Origin of the sequence: Yoonia sp. SS1-5, assembly GCF_038443705.2 — a bacterium.
Lineage (GTDB): Bacteria > Pseudomonadota > Alphaproteobacteria > Rhodobacterales > Rhodobacteraceae > Yoonia > Yoonia rhodophyticola.
On the sequence record NZ_CP151767.2, the window covers coordinates 577,183 to 596,308 of the forward strand.

Sequence of the window (19,126 nt, forward strand, 5' to 3'; positions counted from 1 at the left end):
GCCCCGCGGACATCAAGAGAGCGCGCGCAACCGATCCCGATGATAGGCCAGCCAATAGAGCAGCATCTGTAGCGGGCCGGTCGCTACTTCCCCCGATGCCGCAAGCCCCATGGCATCCGCAAAGTCCAGCGGATGCAGGCGCAAATCCTCATGCTCGTCCGCCAGACCACCATGATAGCGTTTGTCATCCGGCAAATCACACAGGCCCACAAAGCAATAGAAATAGCTGCTGGACTCACCGGGCGAGGCATAAAAGTCAGCCGCCGGTTCCAGCCTGCGGATATCCAGATTTGCCTCTTCCTTTGCCTCGCGCAAGGCCGCGTCCTGTGGTGTTTCCCGGGCGTCGATCATGCCGGCAACCGGTTCCAGCATCCAGGGGTTGGGATCATGGCGGGCCAGTGGCCCCATGCGGACCTGTTCGACCAGCAAAACACGGTCGCGCGCCGGATCATAAGGCAGCACAAGCGCGGCATCACAGCCCAGGAACGTCTCGCGCACCATGACATGCGACCGGGTGCCGTCAAACCGGCGATGGGTGACATCAACGCCCTGAAACCGAAAGAACGACCCTTGCGGCGGATGGGCCGCAACGATGCGCGCATCGCCCGGCTTGGGGTCGTGCCGGATCGTTGCGGGGGCAGCAACGGCGCGATGCTTGGACCAGGCGCGGGCTTCCATCATTGGCCACATGCGCCGTAGCGCGCCGGTTTCCGGCAAGGGCCTGTGCGAAAACAGCTCTGTCGCGGCCAACAGACCGGGTGACAGATGCGTGGCCTCCCAGGCATCAAGCGACCATTCACCCTGCCCTTCTTCGATCCCGTCGGGCGGCATGTAGCAACTGGCCTTGCGCGAGGCGCCATCGACAACAACGCTGACCTCTTCCAACCTATAGCCAAACTCGCCCTCGTAGAGGTCAAGACGCGCGATTTGTGCCGGGCTCAGATCGCACCAAACGATCCCGTCTGCGGCCTGACCGGGTGCGGGGGCAATACAGGGAAAAACCTCGCCTGCGATCGGACGCACACGATAATCGGGCAAGCTGGCGCGCAGCGGTGCGAACGCGCCCGGGCCCGCAACAGTCGCCATCAGGTCGTGCGACAACAACGTGCCGTAAACAAACAGGTCCATGATTTATGGATACCGACGCGCGAAATACTCGCCGATACAGGCACATAACATCCCACCCAGGGTCACCGTCAGGATCAGGTTGATGTCAAAGAAATCACGCGCCGCCCGCATCATCAAATCAAACACATCCACAACCGCATCCATGGGGCCGTCATAGAGACGGCGCAGAGATTTTCGGATCATGTTGATGAACGAAATGATGAATATGGTCCAGAAACCATAGGCAAACGCGCCCGTCAGCCCATGCCCCAACGCGCCGAAATAACCATTGCCCAGCCGTCCGCCGACAACCGTCCAGCCAACAAGGATGGCCAGACCAATCGACAACGGGATGACATAGTTTGGTGGATTGCCTTCAGGGAAGAACGGTCCGGCAATGATGCCGACATACCAGCCATAGATGAAAAAGGTAAGAGCGGCGGCAAGGCGTCCGGCGGTAGGCATCAACTGCATCCTCTTTTCCGCGCGCGCCCTTCTTTATGTGGTGCGGGTCACGGTAATCTGCGTTACGTCGCAGTTTCCGCTATGGAAAGTTCCCGCGCAAGAGGTCAGATATAAGTTCCACATCCGCTTGAAACGTTCGTCAAAGCCCAGGGCGGCAACACTGTCCCATTTCGCGTTGAACGTCTCGTGCCAACGCCGCAATGTCTGGCTGTAACTTTCGCCGAACTCAATTGATCTGGCGACTTTTAATCCAGCCTTTTCAATCTCTTGGCGTAAAATCACCGGGCTGGGCAGCATGCCACCAGGAAAGATGTATTTCTGGATAAAGTCGACGCCGCGCTTGTAGACATCCCAGCGCCGATGCTCGACGGTGATGATTTGAAGTGTTGCGTGTTTGCCCGGTTTCAGCCGCTCGCGCACGGTTTCGAAATAGGTCGGCCAGTATTTTTCGCCAACCGCCTCGAACATTTCGATGCTTGCGATACCGTCATATGTGCCGCTTTCGTCCCGGTAATCCTGCATCTTGATTGTCACCATGTCGGACACGCCCGCCTTGGCCATGCGTTCGACCGCATAGTCATGCTGTTCCTGGCTGATCGTCAGGCCCGTGACCTTCAGGCCCCGTTCTTTTGCGGCATATTCTGCAAAACCACCCCAGCCGCACCCGATCTCAAGCACGTGGTCGCCGGCCTGAACACCCATCTGATCGACCATGCTTTTGTATTTTTCGATTTGGGCGGCTTCCATGCTTTCTTGTCCGGTTTCGAACTTAGCCGACGAATAGGTCATCGTGTCGTCAAGCCAAAGCGCATAAAAGTCGTTGCCCAAGTCATAGTGATAGCTGATATTTTTCTTGGCTTGCCGTTTCGAGTTGCTTTGCATCCAAAACCGCATCTGCTCGTAAAAGCGGACAAGAAACTGGCCGGGAAACCCGTCATACATGTCTTCGGCATCGTCATGTACCAGATCCATGAACGCCATCAGATCAGGTGTCGACCACCAGCCATCCATGTACGCTTCACAAAAGCCAAGGTCGCCCTCGCGGATGGTGCGCGCAAAAAGATCGGCATTATGCACCTCGATCTCAGCAACAAAGCCCGGGTCCGGCCCTTCGGCGCGAAAGTGGCGCCCGTCAGGCAGAACGATATCAATCCGGCCGCGTTTCATGTTGCCAATCTTGTCGAAAACGGCGGCAAAATACCGTGGCAAATTCGATTGCCCCTGTGTGGTCGTAAGGATCATTGTCTTTCCCGTTTCTTTTTGTTGGCACCACATGTGCGCGCACCTGTAACAATGCACAAATTAACCTTTGCGACCCGGAAGTCACCGAAAACGATGCGAAAACTGCCAAGCTCGCACAAAATTGTTAAAATCCGCGCGCGGCGTAAGCGTCCAGCGCGCGTTTGCGCCCTTCATCGGCTGCCACCACAGGCGCGGGGTAATCCTGATCCGGTCTCATCTGCCAGCTTGCGGGGATCATATCAAAATAGGACGATGCGGTGTCAGATGGCTTTTTGTAAGGTTCCGCCAGCCATTTACGCGCATAGGCCCGGTCCTTGTCGAACTTGTCGAGTTGGGTCACAGGGTTGAACACCCGGAAATACGGTGTCGCATCAGGCCCGCTTCCCGCCGACCATTGCCAGCCCATGGCGTTGCTGCACGGGTCCCAGTCGATCAGACAGTCGGCAAACCAGTCGAGGCCGATTTTCCAATGACATAACAGGTGTTTGGTCAGATAGGATGCCACGATCATCCGGCCTCGGTTATGCATCACCCCGGTGACATACATCTCGCGCATGGCCGCATCGACAAACTGGATGCCGGTGCGCCCCTGTTTCCAGGCCTTGACCTCGGCCAGTCGTTCATCCGTGTTCCACGGGAAGGCGTCCCAGTCTTCCTTCCAGTTATCGCTGACGATGCGCGGGGTGTGATGCGCCAGATGATAGGCAAACTCGCGCCAGACCAGTTCCTTGAGGAAAACCTCTGCATCCGCCGCGCCCTCATGCAGCGCAGCCCAACCCGCCTGCCAACACTGACGGGGGCTGACCTCGCCATAGGTGAGGTTCTCGGACAGGCCAGATGTTCCTTTGACCGCCGGGATGTCCCGGTTTTTTTGATAGTTCTGAACCCTGTCGGCAATGAAGCTGTTCAGACGATCCATCGCAGCCCCCTCGCCCACGGTGCAATAGCTGGCAAGCGTGGCACGCCCGCGCTGCATGGCGGCACCCATCTGCCAATCGTCAATATCGTCAGATGATGGCCATTCCGACGGGGTTGGTATCGTTTTGGGCGTGGGCAGCGGGTTGGCCACATCGGTATTCCGGACGGATTTCCACATCGGCGTGAACACCTTGTAAAAGCCGCCTGTTTTGGTCGCGACGGTCCATGGCTCGAACAGGACATGTCCGGCAAAGCTTTGGGCGTCGATACCATCGGCCTTCAGCGCCGATTTTATGTCGGTGTCCCGGGCCTTGCTGGCTGGGTCGTAAAGGCGCGACCAATAGACAGATGTCGCCCCGGTGTCAGCTATCAGTTTCCTGAGCACCTTCAGCGCGCTCCCGCGCCGCAGGATCAGCCTGCTGTCTTTCGCCTTCAAAGCCTTGGACAGATCGGCGACGGACAAACCAAGCCGGAATTTTGCCGCCGCCCCCAGCGTTTCTGTCACCTCATCAAGGATAAAGACCGGAATGACGGGGCGTCCGCTGTCGCATGCGGCCGCGAGTGCTGCGTGATCTGCCAGCCGCAAATCGCGGCGGAACCACATCAGGATTGGGGGATTTTGCATGGCGCCTCCGCACAGGCGCATTGCACGGCCTGTTTCACATGACCTGATCTAGCGCGGTGATCAGCGCGTCAACCTCCGCCCCGGTTGTGTAATGCACAAAGCTGACCCGCAGAACCCCTTTCGCCAGATCGACGCCGCAGGCCTGCAAGGGGCGGCCTGCGTAAAAATCGCCACCTCCGGCCATGATCCCCAGCGGTGCCAGGGCGGCGGCGGCCTCTTCTGCGTTGCTTTCAAGCGCAAGTGCGACCGTGGGTGCGCGCTCCATGGCATCAGCCGGGCCAATCAGACGCACCGCGTTTTTGCCGCTGACATAGTCCAGCAATGGTTGCAGCAACGTGACCTCATGCGCCCGCATCAAATCATGCGCCAGACGCGCGCCCTGCGCACCCGCGCTGCCGCCATGGTGCGCGGCCAACGCGTCAAAATAATCGGCCATCCCCGCACTGGCAGCCACCTGGGCATGGTCCGGCCCTGCGGGTGTGAACCGTTTATACAAGGCATCAGCGTTGAAATGATGCCCCTGATTGGGCAGTTCCATCCCCCAATCCGCGCGGATCACCATGATGCCCTGATGCGGGCCGTAGGTCTTGTAGGCGCTGAAAAGATAAACATCGCACCCCAGCACGCCCACATCCGGCAACCCATGGGGCGCATAGCTGACCCCGTCCACGCAAACCCGGGCGCCTGCATCATGGGCCAGCCGGGTAATCGCGGCCACGTCATTGATCGCCCCCACCACATTCGAACAATGCGGAAAGACAACCAGTGCAGTATCGGCATCCAGCATCTGGGCCAGCACAGCCGGATCAAGCGCGCCCGTCGCCGGGTCGATCTGCCACTCGCGGATCGCGATGCCATCTTCGGCCAGTCGCCGCCACGGGCCTGAATTGGCCTCGTGATCCTGATTGGTCACGATGATATGCTGATCGGGCTTGATCCAGCGGCGGACGGCTTGCGCAAGAACATAGGTGTTCTGGGTCGTCGATGGGCCAAATGACAGCTCTGCGGTTTTGACGCCCAGCATGGCCGCCAGACGTGTCCGGGCCTCGTCCATCTCGGCCCCGGCAAGCTGTGCGGCACCATAAGGGGCATAGGGCTGCACCTTGCGTTCAAGATAATACCGATGCAGCCGGTCAATGACCTGCCGGCAGGTATAGGACCCGCCAGCATTCTCGAAAAAGGCCTGACCCTGAAGGGTGGGTTGTTCAAACGCGGGAAACTGGGCGCGCACCCATGCAATATCCAAATCCATGCTGGCAATGGATACGAAAAAAGCCCCGATGCGCAAGCATCGGGGCTTTCGTTTTTTGTTGATCGCCGGGTTATTCCGCTGGCGTCGCCATCGGATCAACTGTGACAGCCGTCACACCTGCAGCTGCGCGCCGGCCATCATTCCAGATCGCCTTGATCAGCGCGATACACATCAGCGCCATCACGATCGAGAATGGCAGCGCACCGATCACCATCGCAGTCTGGATCGCACCCGTCCCGCCGGACAGAAGCAGGCCACCAACCACAAGCGCCAGCGCACCGCCCCAGAAGACGATATGCGGACGTGCCTTTGGGCCCTCATCACCCGCGGCGTTGATCGTGTTCACAATCAGCACGGCAGAGTCAGCGGATGTCACAAGGAAGGTCATCAGCAAGACCACGATCATCACGGCCATGCCCCATGACAGCCACGCGCTGATCGGTTCCAGCATGAACTGGGTCATGGCAAAGATCTTGTCGCCATTGCCAGCCCCCAGAATAACGCCATCAGCCCCACCATTAAGTTCCAGATCAATCGCAGTACCACCGGCCCATGCGAACCAGACAAAGCACATCAGCGACGGAACGATCATCGCACCCAGCACAAATTCGCGGATGCTGCGCCCGCGCGAGATACGCGCAAGGAACAGGCCCACAAATGGTGCGAAAGCGATCCACCAAGCCCAGTAGAAGACGGGCCACCAGCCTTGCCATGTGGTCAGTCGGTTCTCAAGCGTGGCGTTAAACGCCACTGTCAGATCCGCAGCTGGCACAGCGATTGACTGTTCAGCCAAGGATGCTGCCACACCGTCAACAGTTGCACCCGGGCTGGACAATGCGCCCAGCAATGCATCTGCCTGATCCGTTGTCAGCGCCTGAATGGATGCAGGCGCGCTGGCCAGAAATGCCTCGAGCGTTGATCCTGCATAGACCTGTACAGACAGACCCGGCAGCGCAAGCAGATAGTCCCAGATCCCGACAAAGAACGCCGATGCCCCAAACCAAGTTGCCCCGAAGATGATGAAAAAGCCCAGCAGGACAATCGACAGCACCATATTGATGTTGGACAGCCATTTGATGCCCTTGCCAACACCCGACAGCGCCGACAATGTCGATGCCCCCATGATGAACAGCAAGGCAACCACAATGCCCATTGTGTTCACGGTGCCAGCAATGCTGTCACCAGCTGCGTTAACCGCCCCCTCTGCATGGACCAGACCGCCAATGCCGATCCGGGTCAGCCCGGCCACAAACTGGTCGACCCCAAAGCCAAGCGTCTGCGCCACACCAAGGATGGTTGCCACAACCGCCACAATGTCGATCAGATGCCCCAACGGGCCAGACAGCGCCTTGCCGAATAGCGGCGTCAGTGACGACCGGATCGTCAGTGGCAGGCCACGACGATAGCTGAAGAATGCCAGTGACAGACCCGCAATCGCATAGCAGGCCCAGGCTCCCAGCCCCCAATGCAGGTAGGACCAGATATAGGCTGTGCGCACGTTATCGACCCCCAGCGAGGTCGTCTCGCCTGCAATCACCGACGGGTTGCTGCCGAAATGCGCAACCGGTTCTGCCACTGCCCAGGTCAACATGCCAACGCCGATCCCGGCCCCGAACATCATGGAAAACCACGAGAAATTCGAAAACTCCGGCGTTTCGCCATCGGCCCCCAAATTCAGTTTGCCGCCCGCTGGCCACAGCGCCAGCCCAAGGCAGACAATCACAAATGCGGCCACAACCCAGATATACCAGGCCGCAAATTGCGCCAGAATTGCCGAGTTCCAACTGCCCAGCACTTGTCCGGCCTGAAGCGGCCAGAAGATACACCAGACCACAAGCATACTGATGATGATCTTGCTGATCACCGTGACGTTCACGCTGAACCCGCGATAAAAACCGCTGTCAGCGGTCTTAATCGGAAGTTCCGATAGAGGTGGTTCAAGAGCCATGATTGTTTCCCTGTTCGTTGTTATTGTTCAGGTACTATAGACAGAAAGCCCGGGAAAATAACCCGCTTTTGCGCCAGCCCGCCCAACGCATGCGACGCTGCATGCGCAGCATTTATTGGTGTTTGAACAGGCCGAAGGGCGCGCCGCCCGGTGGCGGAAACGCCTGGGATGCCGGGGCGCCGACATCCGCCTTGTCTTCCCGCGCCGGCGTCAGGCGTTCACGTCAACCACGACACGGCCTTTGACCTGCCCCTTGAGGATATCGCGCCCCAGGCCGGGCAAATCGGACAATGTTGCCGGTTGGATCATGGCCTCAAGCTTTTTCATCGGCAGATCGGTGGCCACCCTTTGCCAGGCGACAAGCCGGTTTTCGTAGGGCTGCATGACGCTATCAATTCCCAGAATATTCACCCCACGCAGCAGGAACGGAATGACAGTCGCAGGCAGGTTCGCCCCGCCCGCAAGGCCGACGGCAGCAACCGACGCGCCATATTGCATCTGCCCCAGCACGCGGGCCAGCATCGCGCCGCCGACAGCGTCCACGCATCCACCCCAGGTTTCGGCCTCCAGCGGGCGTTTGACGGTTTCATTCAGATCGGCGCGCGGAACAATCTGCGTGGCACCAAGATCGGTCAGGTAGTCCGCTGTTTCCGGCCGCCCGGTCACGGCTGCGACCTCATGGCCCAGATGCCCGAGGATCGCAGTGGCAACTGATCCGACGCCGCCCGCAGCCCCAGTCACCAGAACCGGGCCGTCCTTGAGGCCTGCATTCTGCAACGCCATGACAGCCAGCATTGCGGTCAAACCGGCTGTTCCCACAGCCATGGCCTGCCGTGTTGTCAGCCCATCAGGCAGCGGCACCAGCCAATCTGCCTTGACCCGCGCCTTTTGGGCGTAACCGCCCCAATGCGCCTCGCCCACACGCCAACCGGTCAGCACAACCTTGTCGCCGGGTTTGTAGCGATCATCATCGGACGCCTCGACCGTCCCGGCAAAGTCGATGCCCGGTACATGGGGATAGTTCCGCACCAACCCGCCGCCCGGCCCGACGCATAGCCCATCCTTGTAATTGACCGTCGAATATTCGACTGCCACCGTCACGTCACCATCCGGCAACGCGTCAAGCTCCAGTTCCTGTACGGCGGCACTTGTCTTGCCTTCTTCGTTCTTCTCGACGACCAATGCGTGAAACATCTTACGCTCCTTTAGATCCAGAATTCTTCGTGTACCGTCACCGGTCTTGTGCCGGCGGGTGTTGTCACCGCCAGCGTGGTGCCTGCATCCCAATGGGTCATGCGCACCATACCCATCGCAACATTTACTTTAAAATCAGGGGAATAGGCGGCAGACGTCACCTGCCCCACCCGTTTTTTCCCAGCCATCAGCGGCCAGGCCATATCGCAAGGCGGAATATCACCGCCAATCGAGAGCGGCCTGATCTGCTGTGTCGGCCCTTCCTTGGCCACGCGCAGCAGCGCATCGCGCCCCACGCACCCAATCGCGGTCTGGGTCGAGCAAAAGCGCCCCAGCCCACATTCATGCGGCGTGTTTTCCCGTGTCATGTCATTGCCGTAGGACAAGAGCCCACCCTCGATCCGTTCGATCAGGTTGGGACACCCGGCGCGCACATCCAGGTCGCGCCCCGCCTCCATCAACGCATTCCAGACAGGCATGCCGTTGGCGGTGCCGTCCACGTAAATTTCGAAACCTCCCTGTTTGGAATATCCGGACCGGGCGACCGCCATGCTGACACCCTGAAAATCGAACCAGCCGAAACGAAAGAACTTGATGGCGCGGGTTGCCTCGCCAAAGACACGGGTGACCAGTTCCTCGGCCTTGGGCCCCTGCACGGCAAGGGGCGAGATATCGGGTTCATCCACCAGCACATCGAGACGATATCCATAGGCCAAGCCCTTGACCCAGAACAACAAATCACTATCGGCAATCGAAATCCACCACCGGTCCTCGGCCAGCTTCAACGCGACAGGATCATTCAGCATCCCGCCGGTTTCATCGACAATCGGCACGTAATAGCACTGCCCGGGCAGCATGCCGCGCAGATCGCGCGGGGTCAGCATCTGCATCAGGCGGGCCGCGTCGGGGCCGCGTAATTCGATCTGCCGCTCGACAGCCACATCCCAGATCTGCACGGCAGATTTCAGATGGTGGTAATCGGCCTCGATGCTTTCAAAGACCGTTGGCAACAGCATGTGGTTATAGACCGTATATCCTTTGACACCGGCCGCCTGGACCCCGGGGGTAAAAGGCGTGCGGCGGATCCGGCGGGAGGGGGCGATTGTCGCCATCAGGCATCCTCCGGCATGAAGGGGATATCGGTATCGTCGGGCTTTTGCCCGGCGGCTGTCAGCATCGCATGCACCTGCCCGCGATGATGGGTCTGATGGTTGAACAATTGCATCACGCAAATCGCCATCGGCTTTGACATCTGCCTTTTCATCGCGCCGGAATACCATTCCAGATCGCCCACCAGATCAACCGCATGCACGCTATTGGCCCACAGCGTGATGCGCGCATCCATGCGAAACCGATCCGCCGCCCAGACAGCGGGCGTGGGCGCCATATCAAAACTGTCCTCGATGCCCATGTCAGGATCAGGTGCTTCGCCACCGTCAAAGCGGCTCATCCATAGCATGTCACCCCATAGAAGATGGTTCAGCGTCCGCATGATCGACCCGAAAAACGCGCCCCGGTCCTTGTAAAGATCGTCGCGGTCCATCGCAGGGATCATTTTCCGCAGCCCGGTATTTTGCCAGGCATTATACCGCGCCATGGTTTGACAATATTCCGGCGTGATCACGGCTTGGGTCCTTTCCAGTCTATCGGGCAAATCTCGGCCGATTTACCGCCAAAGTCCCAGACCCGCCCGTAGTCGCGGACCTTCGATTTCGTTCCGGTCGCTGCGATGATATCCGGCCCCATCCAGTATTTTGAGTTCGAGATCATCACCGGATGATCGGGCGATTTGCCCTTCATCATCTCAATCTCGCCCTGGATTTTGCGGCCGATATAGATGCCCCGTTTTGTTCCCTCGCGGACGATCTCGACCTTTTCACGCTCTGCCCCGATGATCTCGGAGACCAGCATGGTGAACAGACCCGTCGTGCCGCCAGCCGCCCCGCTGAATATTTTCAAAATCCCGTTATAGGCCTTTTGCGTGCTGCGTTCGTCCACATAGGCGGCCACGCGCCAATTACCCTCGGCCATCCGGCCGGGAATATCGACCAGCAGGCCCACATTCAGCCCTGCAAGGCTTTCGCCCTCGAAATGCCCCTCATCAATGGCAATGGCCATCCATGCGTGGCAATGCCCTTCTGTGGGCGGGTGCGCGCCAAGGCTGACAACACAAGGGCAGAACACCGTGCAAGAGCAGTTCAAAAACAACTCACCCTTGATGGCCCAGGTGGTCGGTTTCATCTTGCGGCGAAGCGGGTTGCTTTCCATCCGCTGATCAATCCGTTGCGAGACCGGCAACTTATCCGCGGGCGGTCGTTCTTTCTTTTCAGCCATATCGCGTCCCTTTCTCTAGTAGATTGCCAAGGCCACACCGGCGGCAATCAGTGCAACGCCGGTGGGCTTGATCACCCGATGCCCGATATCGGGCAGTTTCTCGAAAATCATCAAAAGCGTGGCTAGACCCATCCAAAGCAGGCTCATCACCCCGCCGACAAATCCCAGCGCCATGAAACCCCAACAGCACAAAACGCAAAACGCACCCAGCCCCAACCCCATGCGCAATCCGCCCGGGAAACCGGTTTTCCAATGGCCCAGGAAATAGGTCATCGGCGCGTGGCAGACCCCATGGCAGACCTCTTTGATACGGGTGAACTGAAAGGCCCCCACCGCCACCAGCAGAAGGGCGGATAGCCAGACCGGCGCGACCCCCAGCATGTTGATCACCCCGCCATATAGCAAGGCCAGTTGCACGGCCGCTATTGCGGCCGCAAACGCCACCCAAACGATAAAGTAGCCCAGCAAGACACCCAGCCAGCCGGACCGCGTGCCATCGGCGCTGATCATCAACCGCTCATATGTTGTCAATGTGGGGACAAGTGTCGGCAGCATCATGGCCGCCATCATGATCGCCCACATCGCAAACAGCGGGCCGAACCGGGCCATCGGCATATCCATGGGCATGCGCGGGTTCATATCGGCCATTGCCTGGCCCATTGGCCCCGGACGCCCGATCCAGTCCAGGTCCATATCCATGGCCATGACAAACATCATCCACCACGCAGCAATGATCGCCCCGAAAAAGGCCAACCACAGTGATGAGCGGATCAAATACGGCACTGGCGTCCTCCCAAAACGCGACTCAGGGCTTGCGGAAAGATATGTCAGACGTTTAATTGTCTGACAAATGAAAATTGATCCTGCCAGCCCCGCCGACCTGTCGCAGCAGATTGCAAAAGCGATCCGCGATGCGATCATATCCGGCGCACTGCCCGTTGATGAGCGGCTGCCGTCCGAATCCGAACTGGCCGAGCAATTCAACGTCTCGCGGCCCACTGTGCGTGAAGCGCTCAAGCGGCTGGCCGCGCAATCGCTGATCCGCACGCAACGGGGCGCGACCGGGGGGGCCTTTGTCAATCGGCTGAAATTTGAAGATGCCTATGGGCAGCAGATAACAACCTCTACCCTGCTTTTGTCGATGAATGATGTCAGTTTCGGAACAGCCTGCGAGGCGCGCTATGCGCTGGAACGGGCCTGCGCGCCCTTGTCTGCGGCCCGGCGCACCCCTGACCATCTGGCGACGATGCGCGCCGAGATCCATCGCCAACAACAGCCTGGGCTGACGGATGAGGCATTCTGCGCCTCTGACGTGGCCTTTCACCGGGCCTTGGTGGATGCCGCGCATAATCCGGTTCTGTCATATCAACTGGCCGGCGCGGTCGAGGCGATGCAACCGCTGATGAACATGATCACATTCGGCGCCCGCTCGCGCGAGCGGATCGTGACCCTGCACGCGCATATCGCCGATGCTATCGCGGATGCCGACGCAACTGCGGCAGATCAGCATCTGGCGGAACTGGCCGCCTATACGCAACAGCTTGCCCACGATGTCATTGCGGAACGAAACGCCGCCCGGTCCCGTAAATGACCCTTGCCCGCATCGGCATGGCACCCTAATTTCGCCGCAAGAGAAACAGGGAGTTCGCCGATGAAAACTAAACTGATCTGCGGGGCGGTTTCATTGACCGCCATCGCCACCAGCCTTGCCGCACAAGATGCAGACTTGCTGGTTTTTGATTATCCGGGCTTTGAAGACCCCGCCTTTCACGCGGATTACGTCGCCACCCACGGCGATAGTCCCACATTTGCGTTCTTCGGTGACGAGGATGAAGCATTCCAGAAAATCCGCGCAGGATTTGACGCGGACGTATCGCATATCTGTGCCGGATCGGTCAGCAAATGGACCGAAAGCGGGATTATCGAACCCTGGGATATCAGCAAGATACCCGCCTATGCGGATCTTGATAGCAACCTGACCGGCACAGATGTTGCCGCAGGTGACGACGTCTTCTTTATCCCGACGGATTTTGGCTCAACCGCAATTGCCTATAACCCTGACGAGGTTTCGGGCGATGATGTGGCCAGTCTGGACGTCTTCAAGAACCCGCAATTCGCAGGCCGCGTCACATTGCCCGACAATGTGGATGACGCCTATGCGCTGGCCTATCTGGCGACCGGCGTGGATAATTGGCAGAACGCCACAGACGCGCAATTCGAGGCCGCCTCGAACTGGCTCCGCGAGGTGCATCCGAACCTGCGCACCTATTGGACCGACCCCGCCGAACTTGCACAGCTTTTGTCATCCGGCGAAGTGCTGATCAGCTGGGCATGGAACGAAACCTATCCCACAATGGTCGAGGAAGGCCGCCCGATCGGTTTTCAGCGCGAGGCGGCAGAGGGTTCGTCCTTGTGGCTGTGCGGCTACGTGAACCTGGTTGACGGGCAAGGCAGCGAAGACAAGGCCTATGATTATATTAACGCAATGCTGGCCGAGTCGTCGGTCGTCCCGTTGCTTGACGCGGGCTATGGGTCATCCAACAAGGTGGCGCTGACCTCGCAAGTCACCGAAGAGGACCTCGAAGCGTCTGGTCTTGGGGTCATTGATGTCCCGGTCCTCGCGCAATTGCCGATGAGCAACGAGATGCGCGAACGTCAGGCTGAAACCTTCGAGCTGATCAAGGCCGGTTTCTAACGGCGATCTGACGCCGCCATAACGGCCCGCTTGGCTGATTTTGTCACGTCGCCCCTAATCGGGGCGGCGTCCACGGGCAAAACCTACTGCTTGGCACGACCCCAAAAAAATCACACCTTTGCGCAATATGAAGCATCCAAAGGCCCGCATCTCGCCGCGTCGCAGGACGGCTGTGAAAGAAATCCAATTGCATCTGGTCGTGATCAAATCAGCCATCGTGGGCGCGTTATGCCCAAGGGTATTCCATCACGTCCTTGATAATGCAGCTTTGCGCCGTAGCGGTGCTTGGGAGCTGGGTATCCACCAGCACAATGTCGCTCCGATGACCTATCCGCACAAGGCAGGACAACAGATCGGGCGTGATCCGCGGATCAACCTTATGCAGCAAAGTCTGCTGTGGAACGCCACGCATCATTGACGCGAACCAGAGGTTTTTCTGAGTACTATCAGCAGGTCCGGTGGGGCACTGTTGGACCAAACGTCGAGCATCACCGACCCAGACCGGACCTCTACGAAGACCCGCACTAACGGCGGCACTGCGGACGGAGCTGACGTTGACTTCGCATCTGCGAAGGTCTGCATCCGCAGAAAACACCGGTAGTTAAGCCTCGGGATTACCCCTTAACAATCGTCCCATTACAAAACTGATCAAGCTTCCTATCAAGATCAGGCGAGGTAAAAACCAAGGACCCTCCTGAGTTTCAACACGAACGTCCCTTGGATTATCGGGATCGTACTTAATATCCAGCTCGGTTCCGACCGGCAAATTGTAAGAGATCGCCTTGACGCGAGGGCTCGTAACGTGGACAGTCCCATCTTCGTGTGTCCATCTAAGCGTCAGTTGATAAACCGCATCACCGTCTGACGTTTCGCCCTCCTGCACCTCCAAAACTTCGGAAGTCGCAGTGAGTGCGTCTAACTCGAAATGTGCTCTTTGAGCGATCCAAGCCAACCCAATCACGCAACCGGTTATTCCCGCAAACATCAGGTTGGCACCCCAGCCTCTTCTCGAAGAGAAGCCCAACCTTTGACCATCTTCAGTCCGATGCAACATGCCTTCCAAGAACGTGACACGTACCAAATTCCAAAACCTAGCCAAGATACTCATGGTGTCTCCAATTCCCGAGACCTGACATTAGCTGCGCTGCCGAATTTTGGAAAGTCGGGCTCGTTTCAGACCTTCGCTGCGTTGGCCACAAAGGGCCGCCTATATTTTACTCGCAAAGATCGGGGAATTGTTGTTCCGGTGTTGTTTGCAAAGCACCTACCAGCGTCTTTTCGATCTTTGTAGGTCAATAAACTGGCTTTCCGACTTGGGTAGCGGCGCCATCGGTCACGCTCGACTTTTGTGCTATCTTGGCAAGAGACGTCCTGTGCACACGAAGATCAGCCGCGAGGGGTTCAAGACGATCTCATCGATGTTCGGTGGGTGGCTGCATTTTTTCAGAATTTGGGAATGCTGGCATTGTGACAATGCAGATCATCGACATCCGATTTGAGGTGTTGGGTCAATGCCGTGACGGCAAAGTCAAAGTCATCAGACATTCCACATCTGTCCCCTTTGGTATGCATGCCCGGCGGGCTTGACGCGCCGGGCATCTGATCAAACCGGCAATCAACGCGCGGGCAACGCGATCCAGTCGGCCATCGCCACATCCGCATGCTGAAACTGCGGCATTTTCTGACCCAGATCATCCATGTTCCTGATGTCCTGTTCGTTCAGGAAATCCTGCGTGATCAGCGTTGGTGGGACGATCACGCTGGCACCGGGGTTATCGCCCGCCAGCAGGATCGCCAATGCCCGTACGGACACCTCGCCCACAACGCTTGGGTTGGTGGCGACCGTCGCCACCCAGGCAGAGCCGGGTTCGCGCATCGCCGCAATATCAGCGGTTGAGACATCGGCCGAATAGATATCCACGTCATCGGTCATGCCCGCTTCGTCCACCGCAATTTTGACGCCCTTGGCGAATTCATCATAGGGCGCGAAGACCACATTGATGTTGGGATTGGCCTGCAGAACCGATCTGGCCTGATTGGCGACAGAATTGGCAATCGGGTTATCAAGTGTGCCGAACATGGCGGCCTCGACAATGTCGGGGTTGGCTGCTTTCACCTCTTCCCAGGCGACATGGCGCCGGTCCAGCGGGGCAATGCCGGGGACATAGACGTAACCGGCGGTAAACGCTGTCCCGTTGTCGGCCACGGCCTGATCAAGTGCGAGCTTGCCCAACAAATAGTCGGATTGTTCGATCTGCGGGATCGCATCATTTTCGACATTCACATCAAAGGCCACAACCTTGATGCCCGCATCAACAGCCCGTTGTGCGGCGTCTTTCATCGATTCCGTCAGCCCGTGCTGGATGATGATCCCATCCACCCCGAGTGCGATGGCCTGATCGACCATATCCGCCTGCAGGGCCGCATCCTGCCGGCTGTCAAACACCCGCAGATCAACGCCCAGGGCCGCGGCCTGATTTTCAACGCCTGCCAGATAGGATTGAAAGAAATCACCGGTCGCCAGATACCGTACCAGCGCGATCTTGACCTCACCGGGATTATCAAACGGTGCCGGGGCTTGCGCAAATGCCGGGCTTGCGACGCTCGCTGTCATTGCCGCGATACCGGCCAGTTTCAGGAATATACGTCTCAGCATCATGTTTCCTCCCAATTGCTGAACTCACGATGTTCGACCCGCACCCCGTTTGGCGCTGAGGTAGAACGTAAAGACAAGGGCAACGACCAGAACGGCCCCCTTGACGAAATCTTGTGTGTAATAGGGTGCATTCATCATGGTCATGCCCTGCAGCAGAATACCGACGAAAAGCGCACCAATGGCGGTGCCAAATGCGTTCGGGCGCGCCGCCCCAAGGACGGCAAAGCCGATCAATGCTGCGGCAACACTGTCCAGCAACAGGTTGTTTCCACTCGCAATATCCCCACGCCCAAGGCGCGCCGCCAGCAGGATACCACCAATAGAGGCCGTCACCCCCGAGATCATGTAGGCCGCGACCTTGTAGCGGTTCACATGGGTCCCCACGAGCGCTGCGGCACGCGCATTTGATCCGATGGCATACATCAACCGCCCGTGCCGCGTCAGTTCGAGGAAAGCCCAGATCAGCACCGCGATGATCACAAATAGCACAACCGGCACCGGGACGAGGTTTTCCAGAAACAGATCAAAGCGGTTGCGCCCGATCCACAGGAATGCAGCAGAAAACGCCCCCTCGGCGACGGTCCCGTCAGATAGCTGCATGCCGGTCGCAATTGAATTGCCCTGTGTCGGGATCCGCTGCAACCCGATCAGCAGAAACATCATACCCAATGTGGCCAGTAGATCAGGCACCCGGAACTTGACGATCAACAGCCCGTTCACCAGCCCGACAAAGGCCCCCATCAACAAACACAGGATCACCGCAACGCCTGCCGAATGTTCAAGGATCACCATCGAATAGGCCGACAACATCAACGCCGAGGTCGCCACCGCACCGATCGACAGATCAAACCCGTCCACCACCAATGTGCATGTGACCCCCAGGGCAAGAATGCCCGTGATCGCAACGGATTGCAGGATAAAGACCGCAGACCGGGGCGATGCAAATCCGCTGGCGAAGCTACTGAAGAAAATGACAAGACCACCAAGCAGGATCAGAAACCCAAACCGGATGGCAAAGTTCAGAACCGCATCAGTGCTCATACCAGCCCGACCTTATGATCCAGCCCATTTGCACCCGAAACCTGCGCGATCAGCGCATTCAGGTCGATATCGGCGTTGCGATGGATGCCCGCAATCCGCCCCTCGCTCAGCACGATAATCCGGTCGGCGATTTCAAGCGCCTCGTCGATTTCAGCCACAAAAACCAGTGTTGCCCGGCCCGCCGCGGTTGCGCGAATATGCTGCCCGATATCATGCCGGGCCCCGATATCGACCCCTTGAAAGGGCTCGTCCAGCAAAAGCACCCGGCAGGGTTCCAGCAACCATCGCCCGATCATCACCTTTTGCTGGTTGCCCCCGGACAGGGTGCCAATCGCATCCCGACCCGACTGGCAGACAATGCCGACCTGCATGATGATTTCGGCCACGTCATGGGCCTGTCTCCGGCCATTGAGAAAGCCCATCCGGCTAAAGCTTTGCAGGAATGGCAGGGTCATGTTGTTGTTGATGTCAAAGGCCGGGATCACGGCATTGGCACTGCGGTCCTTTGACGACATATGGACACCCGCTGCGACGGCCTGAGCGGCAGAACGTGGGGCGTAGCCCTGCCCGTCAATGCGCATCGTGCCGGATTTTGGCGCTGCGAGGCCAAAGATGATGTCCGCCAAGGCGCTTTTGCCGCTGCCCAGCAAGCCGGTTACGGCAACAACCTCGCCATCATTGATGGTCAGATCAATCGGGTCATCCGCGCCGGGCAGGATGACCCCCGCCAGATCAAGGATCGGCGTTGTGACGGCGACAGGATCGATATCAACATCCGTCATCCTGTGCCCCAGCATCGCAGCCACTGCGGCGTCATAATCCAGCGGTGCCTGATCGAAGACGCCCGAAACCGCGCCGTCACGCATGCATACGATGCGGTCCGCCAACCTGCGGATGTCCGACATCCGGTGCGAGATATAGAGGATTGCAACACCTTGCGCCCTAAGCCCTTCGAGCAGCGCAAACAGCCGCTCTGCCTCGGCCGCAGATAATGACGATGTCGGTTCATCCAGGATCAGGATTTTGGGCGCGCGTGCCATCGCACGGGCAATGCCGATCATCTGCCGTTCGGCAACGGGCAGATCACCCACACGCGCCCGCACATCCACGGTCAATCCGATCCCGGCCGCAATCTTGCGGGCCTGCTGACGCAAATGCCGGTCACGGACAAACAGCTTGGCGCCGGGCGCGGTCAGCCGGTCCAGCATCAGGTTCGTGGCCACATCAAGGTCGGGGATCACGCCATCATCAATGGATTGATGCACCGTCACCACGCCCTGGGCGATTGCATCGGCCGCGTCGACAGGTTGAAAGGGCTGGCCGCCGATCAACACCTGCCCGTGATCTGCGGGATGCACACCGCACAGGACCTTGACCAGCGTGGATTTGCCCGCCCCGTTGGCGCCCATCAACACGACGATCTCGCCATCATGCAGGTCAAGGTCTATGCCGCGCAGAACATGATTCTGCCCAAAGGACTTTTGCAAGCCTTTGATCTCACAGACTTTCAGCAAACCCCCTCTACATGGATTTTTCACCACGCCCCCCCAAACTGATTTTCAGGATTACGCCTGATTACGCATTTGTCAATTTATGTGTCTATTGACTAGTATTTGCGGGTCCTGTTTAGTCAGGCCGCGCAAAATCGG

The 19,126-nt window shown here is 58.5% G+C and carries 18 protein-coding genes; 3 read left to right on the forward strand and 15 right to left on the reverse strand.

The genetic code is table 11. The features are described 5' to 3' along the window. Positions 1 to 12: 12 nt before the first annotated feature. From AABB31_RS04370 to AABB31_RS04420, 11 genes are all read right to left on the reverse strand, one after another. Positions 13 to 1,128 (reverse strand): NUDIX domain-containing protein, encoded by a 1,116-nt coding sequence (locus AABB31_RS04370; protein ID WP_342075667.1) that lies wholly within the window; start codon positions 1,126 to 1,128, stop codon positions 13 to 15. Between the two features lie 3 nt (positions 1,129 to 1,131). Further along, the gene (locus AABB31_RS04375; protein WP_342075666.1) at positions 1,132 to 1,572 is read right to left on the reverse strand and encodes a TrgA family protein; all 441 of its coding nucleotides are present in this window, start codon (positions 1,570 to 1,572) and stop codon (positions 1,132 to 1,134) included. A 33-nt stretch (positions 1,573 to 1,605) separates the two neighbouring features. Continuing rightward, positions 1,606 to 2,814, reverse strand: a complete 1,209-nt coding sequence (locus tag AABB31_RS04380; RefSeq protein WP_342075665.1) for a cyclopropane-fatty-acyl-phospholipid synthase family protein — start codon at positions 2,812 to 2,814, stop codon at positions 1,606 to 1,608. A gap of 124 nt (positions 2,815 to 2,938) precedes the next feature. After that, positions 2,939 to 4,357 carry a deoxyribodipyrimidine photo-lyase gene (locus AABB31_RS04385; RefSeq protein WP_342075664.1) on the reverse strand — a complete coding sequence of 473 codons (1,419 nt, stop codon included), beginning with the start codon at positions 4,355 to 4,357 and terminating at the stop codon, positions 2,939 to 2,941. 34 nt (positions 4,358 to 4,391) lie between these two features. After that, positions 4,392 to 5,609: an aminotransferase class V-fold PLP-dependent enzyme gene (locus tag AABB31_RS04390; protein ID WP_342075663.1), complete on the reverse strand. Its 1,218-nt coding sequence runs from the start codon at positions 5,607 to 5,609 to the stop codon at positions 4,392 to 4,394. 70 nt (positions 5,610 to 5,679) lie between these two features. Further along, on the reverse strand, positions 5,680 to 7,557 hold the full coding sequence (locus tag AABB31_RS04395) for a BCCT family transporter (RefSeq protein WP_342075662.1): 1,878 nt from the start codon (positions 7,555 to 7,557) through the stop codon (positions 5,680 to 5,682). 210 nt (positions 7,558 to 7,767) lie between these two features. Then, entirely contained in the window at positions 7,768 to 8,751 is a 984-nt protein-coding gene (acuI, locus tag AABB31_RS04400) for an acryloyl-CoA reductase (RefSeq protein ID WP_342075661.1), read from the reverse strand. A gap of 11 nt (positions 8,752 to 8,762) precedes the next feature. Then, complete coding sequence (locus AABB31_RS04405) at positions 8,763 to 9,863, reverse strand: dimethylsulfoniopropionate demethylase (protein WP_342075660.1); 1,101 nt, start codon at positions 9,861 to 9,863, stop codon at positions 8,763 to 8,765. Beyond that, entirely contained in the window at positions 9,863 to 10,375 is a 513-nt protein-coding gene (locus tag AABB31_RS04410) for a DinB family protein (RefSeq protein WP_373635464.1), read from the reverse strand. Before AABB31_RS04410 ends, AABB31_RS04405 begins: the two co-directional genes overlap by 1 nt. Then, positions 10,372 to 11,085 carry a DUF1326 domain-containing protein gene (locus AABB31_RS04415; protein ID WP_342075659.1) on the reverse strand — a complete coding sequence of 238 codons (714 nt, stop codon included), beginning with the start codon at positions 11,083 to 11,085 and terminating at the stop codon, positions 10,372 to 10,374. Before AABB31_RS04415 ends, AABB31_RS04410 begins: the two co-directional genes overlap by 4 nt. 15 nt (positions 11,086 to 11,100) lie before the next feature. Beyond that, positions 11,101 to 11,868 (reverse strand): DUF2182 domain-containing protein, encoded by a 768-nt coding sequence (locus AABB31_RS04420; protein ID WP_342075658.1) that lies wholly within the window; start codon positions 11,866 to 11,868, stop codon positions 11,101 to 11,103. Positions 11,869 to 11,935: 67 nt separating this feature from the next. Here AABB31_RS04420 and AABB31_RS04425 point away from each other — a divergent pair, with 67 nt between their 5' ends. From AABB31_RS04425 to AABB31_RS04435, 3 genes are all read left to right on the forward strand, one after another. Beyond that, positions 11,936 to 12,676, forward strand: coding sequence for a GntR family transcriptional regulator (locus tag AABB31_RS04425; RefSeq protein ID WP_342075657.1), 741 nt, complete (start codon positions 11,936 to 11,938; stop codon positions 12,674 to 12,676). A 60-nt stretch (positions 12,677 to 12,736) separates the two neighbouring features. After that, on the forward strand, positions 12,737 to 13,780 hold the full coding sequence (locus AABB31_RS04430; RefSeq protein ID WP_342075656.1) for an ABC transporter substrate-binding protein: 1,044 nt from the start codon (positions 12,737 to 12,739) through the stop codon (positions 13,778 to 13,780). Positions 13,781 to 13,907: 127 nt separating this feature from the next. After that, the gene (locus tag AABB31_RS04435; RefSeq protein ID WP_342075655.1) at positions 13,908 to 14,198 is read left to right on the forward strand and encodes a hypothetical protein; all 291 of its coding nucleotides are present in this window, start codon (positions 13,908 to 13,910) and stop codon (positions 14,196 to 14,198) included. A 183-nt stretch (positions 14,199 to 14,381) separates the two neighbouring features. Here AABB31_RS04435 and AABB31_RS04440 read toward each other — a convergent pair whose 3' ends face one another. The 4 genes from AABB31_RS04440 to AABB31_RS04455 all read right to left on the reverse strand — a co-directional run bounded on the left by AABB31_RS04440 (position 14,382) and on the right by AABB31_RS04455 (position 18,964). Then, complete coding sequence (locus AABB31_RS04440; protein ID WP_342075654.1) at positions 14,382 to 14,888, reverse strand: DUF3592 domain-containing protein; 507 nt, start codon at positions 14,886 to 14,888, stop codon at positions 14,382 to 14,384. A 507-nt stretch (positions 14,889 to 15,395) separates the two neighbouring features. Further along, positions 15,396 to 16,439, reverse strand: a complete 1,044-nt coding sequence (locus AABB31_RS04445) for a substrate-binding domain-containing protein (RefSeq protein WP_342075653.1) — start codon at positions 16,437 to 16,439, stop codon at positions 15,396 to 15,398. 21 nt (positions 16,440 to 16,460) lie between these two features. Further along, positions 16,461 to 17,477, reverse strand: a complete 1,017-nt coding sequence (locus tag AABB31_RS04450; RefSeq protein ID WP_342075652.1) for an ABC transporter permease — start codon at positions 17,475 to 17,477, stop codon at positions 16,461 to 16,463. Continuing rightward, complete coding sequence (locus AABB31_RS04455; RefSeq protein ID WP_342075651.1) at positions 17,474 to 18,964, reverse strand: sugar ABC transporter ATP-binding protein; 1,491 nt, start codon at positions 18,962 to 18,964, stop codon at positions 17,474 to 17,476. The genes AABB31_RS04450 and AABB31_RS04455 overlap by 4 nt, the downstream gene beginning before the upstream one ends. Between the last annotated feature and the right edge of the window lie 162 nt (positions 18,965 to 19,126).

Excerpts from the sequence above, each read along its gene's own strand:
- AABB31_RS04375 (WP_342075666.1), bottom strand. The coding sequence starts at position 1,572 with ATGCCTACCGCCGGACGCCTTGCCGCCGCTCTTACCTTTTTCATCTAT.
- AABB31_RS04395 (WP_342075662.1), bottom strand. The coding sequence starts at position 7,557 with ATGGCTCTTGAACCACCTCTATCGGAACTTCCGATTAAGACCGCTGAC.
- AABB31_RS04370 (WP_342075667.1), bottom strand. The coding sequence starts at position 1,128 with ATGGACCTGTTTGTTTACGGCACGTTGTTGTCGCACGACCTGATGGCG.
- AABB31_RS04440 (WP_342075654.1), bottom strand. The coding sequence starts at position 14,888 with ATGAGTATCTTGGCTAGGTTTTGGAATTTGGTACGTGTCACGTTCTTG.
- AABB31_RS04380 (WP_342075665.1), bottom strand. The coding sequence starts at position 2,814 with ATGATCCTTACGACCACACAGGGGCAATCGAATTTGCCACGGTATTTT.
- acuI (WP_342075661.1), bottom strand. The coding sequence starts at position 8,751 with ATGTTTCACGCATTGGTCGTCGAGAAGAACGAAGAAGGCAAGACAAGT.
- AABB31_RS04385 (WP_342075664.1), bottom strand. The coding sequence starts at position 4,357 with ATGCAAAATCCCCCAATCCTGATGTGGTTCCGCCGCGATTTGCGGCTG.
- AABB31_RS04430 (WP_342075656.1), top strand. The coding sequence starts at position 12,737 with ATGAAAACTAAACTGATCTGCGGGGCGGTTTCATTGACCGCCATCGCC.
- AABB31_RS04435 (WP_342075655.1), top strand. The coding sequence starts at position 13,908 with ATGAAGCATCCAAAGGCCCGCATCTCGCCGCGTCGCAGGACGGCTGTG.
- AABB31_RS04405 (WP_342075660.1), bottom strand. The coding sequence starts at position 9,863 with ATGGCGACAATCGCCCCCTCCCGCCGGATCCGCCGCACGCCTTTTACC.
- AABB31_RS04425 (WP_342075657.1), top strand. The coding sequence starts at position 11,936 with ATGAAAATTGATCCTGCCAGCCCCGCCGACCTGTCGCAGCAGATTGCA.
- AABB31_RS04445 (WP_342075653.1), bottom strand. The coding sequence starts at position 16,439 with ATGATGCTGAGACGTATATTCCTGAAACTGGCCGGTATCGCGGCAATG.
- AABB31_RS04450 (WP_342075652.1), bottom strand. The coding sequence starts at position 17,477 with ATGAGCACTGATGCGGTTCTGAACTTTGCCATCCGGTTTGGGTTTCTG.
- AABB31_RS04415 (WP_342075659.1), bottom strand. The coding sequence starts at position 11,085 with ATGGCTGAAAAGAAAGAACGACCGCCCGCGGATAAGTTGCCGGTCTCG.
- AABB31_RS04390 (WP_342075663.1), bottom strand. The coding sequence starts at position 5,609 with ATGGATTTGGATATTGCATGGGTGCGCGCCCAGTTTCCCGCGTTTGAA.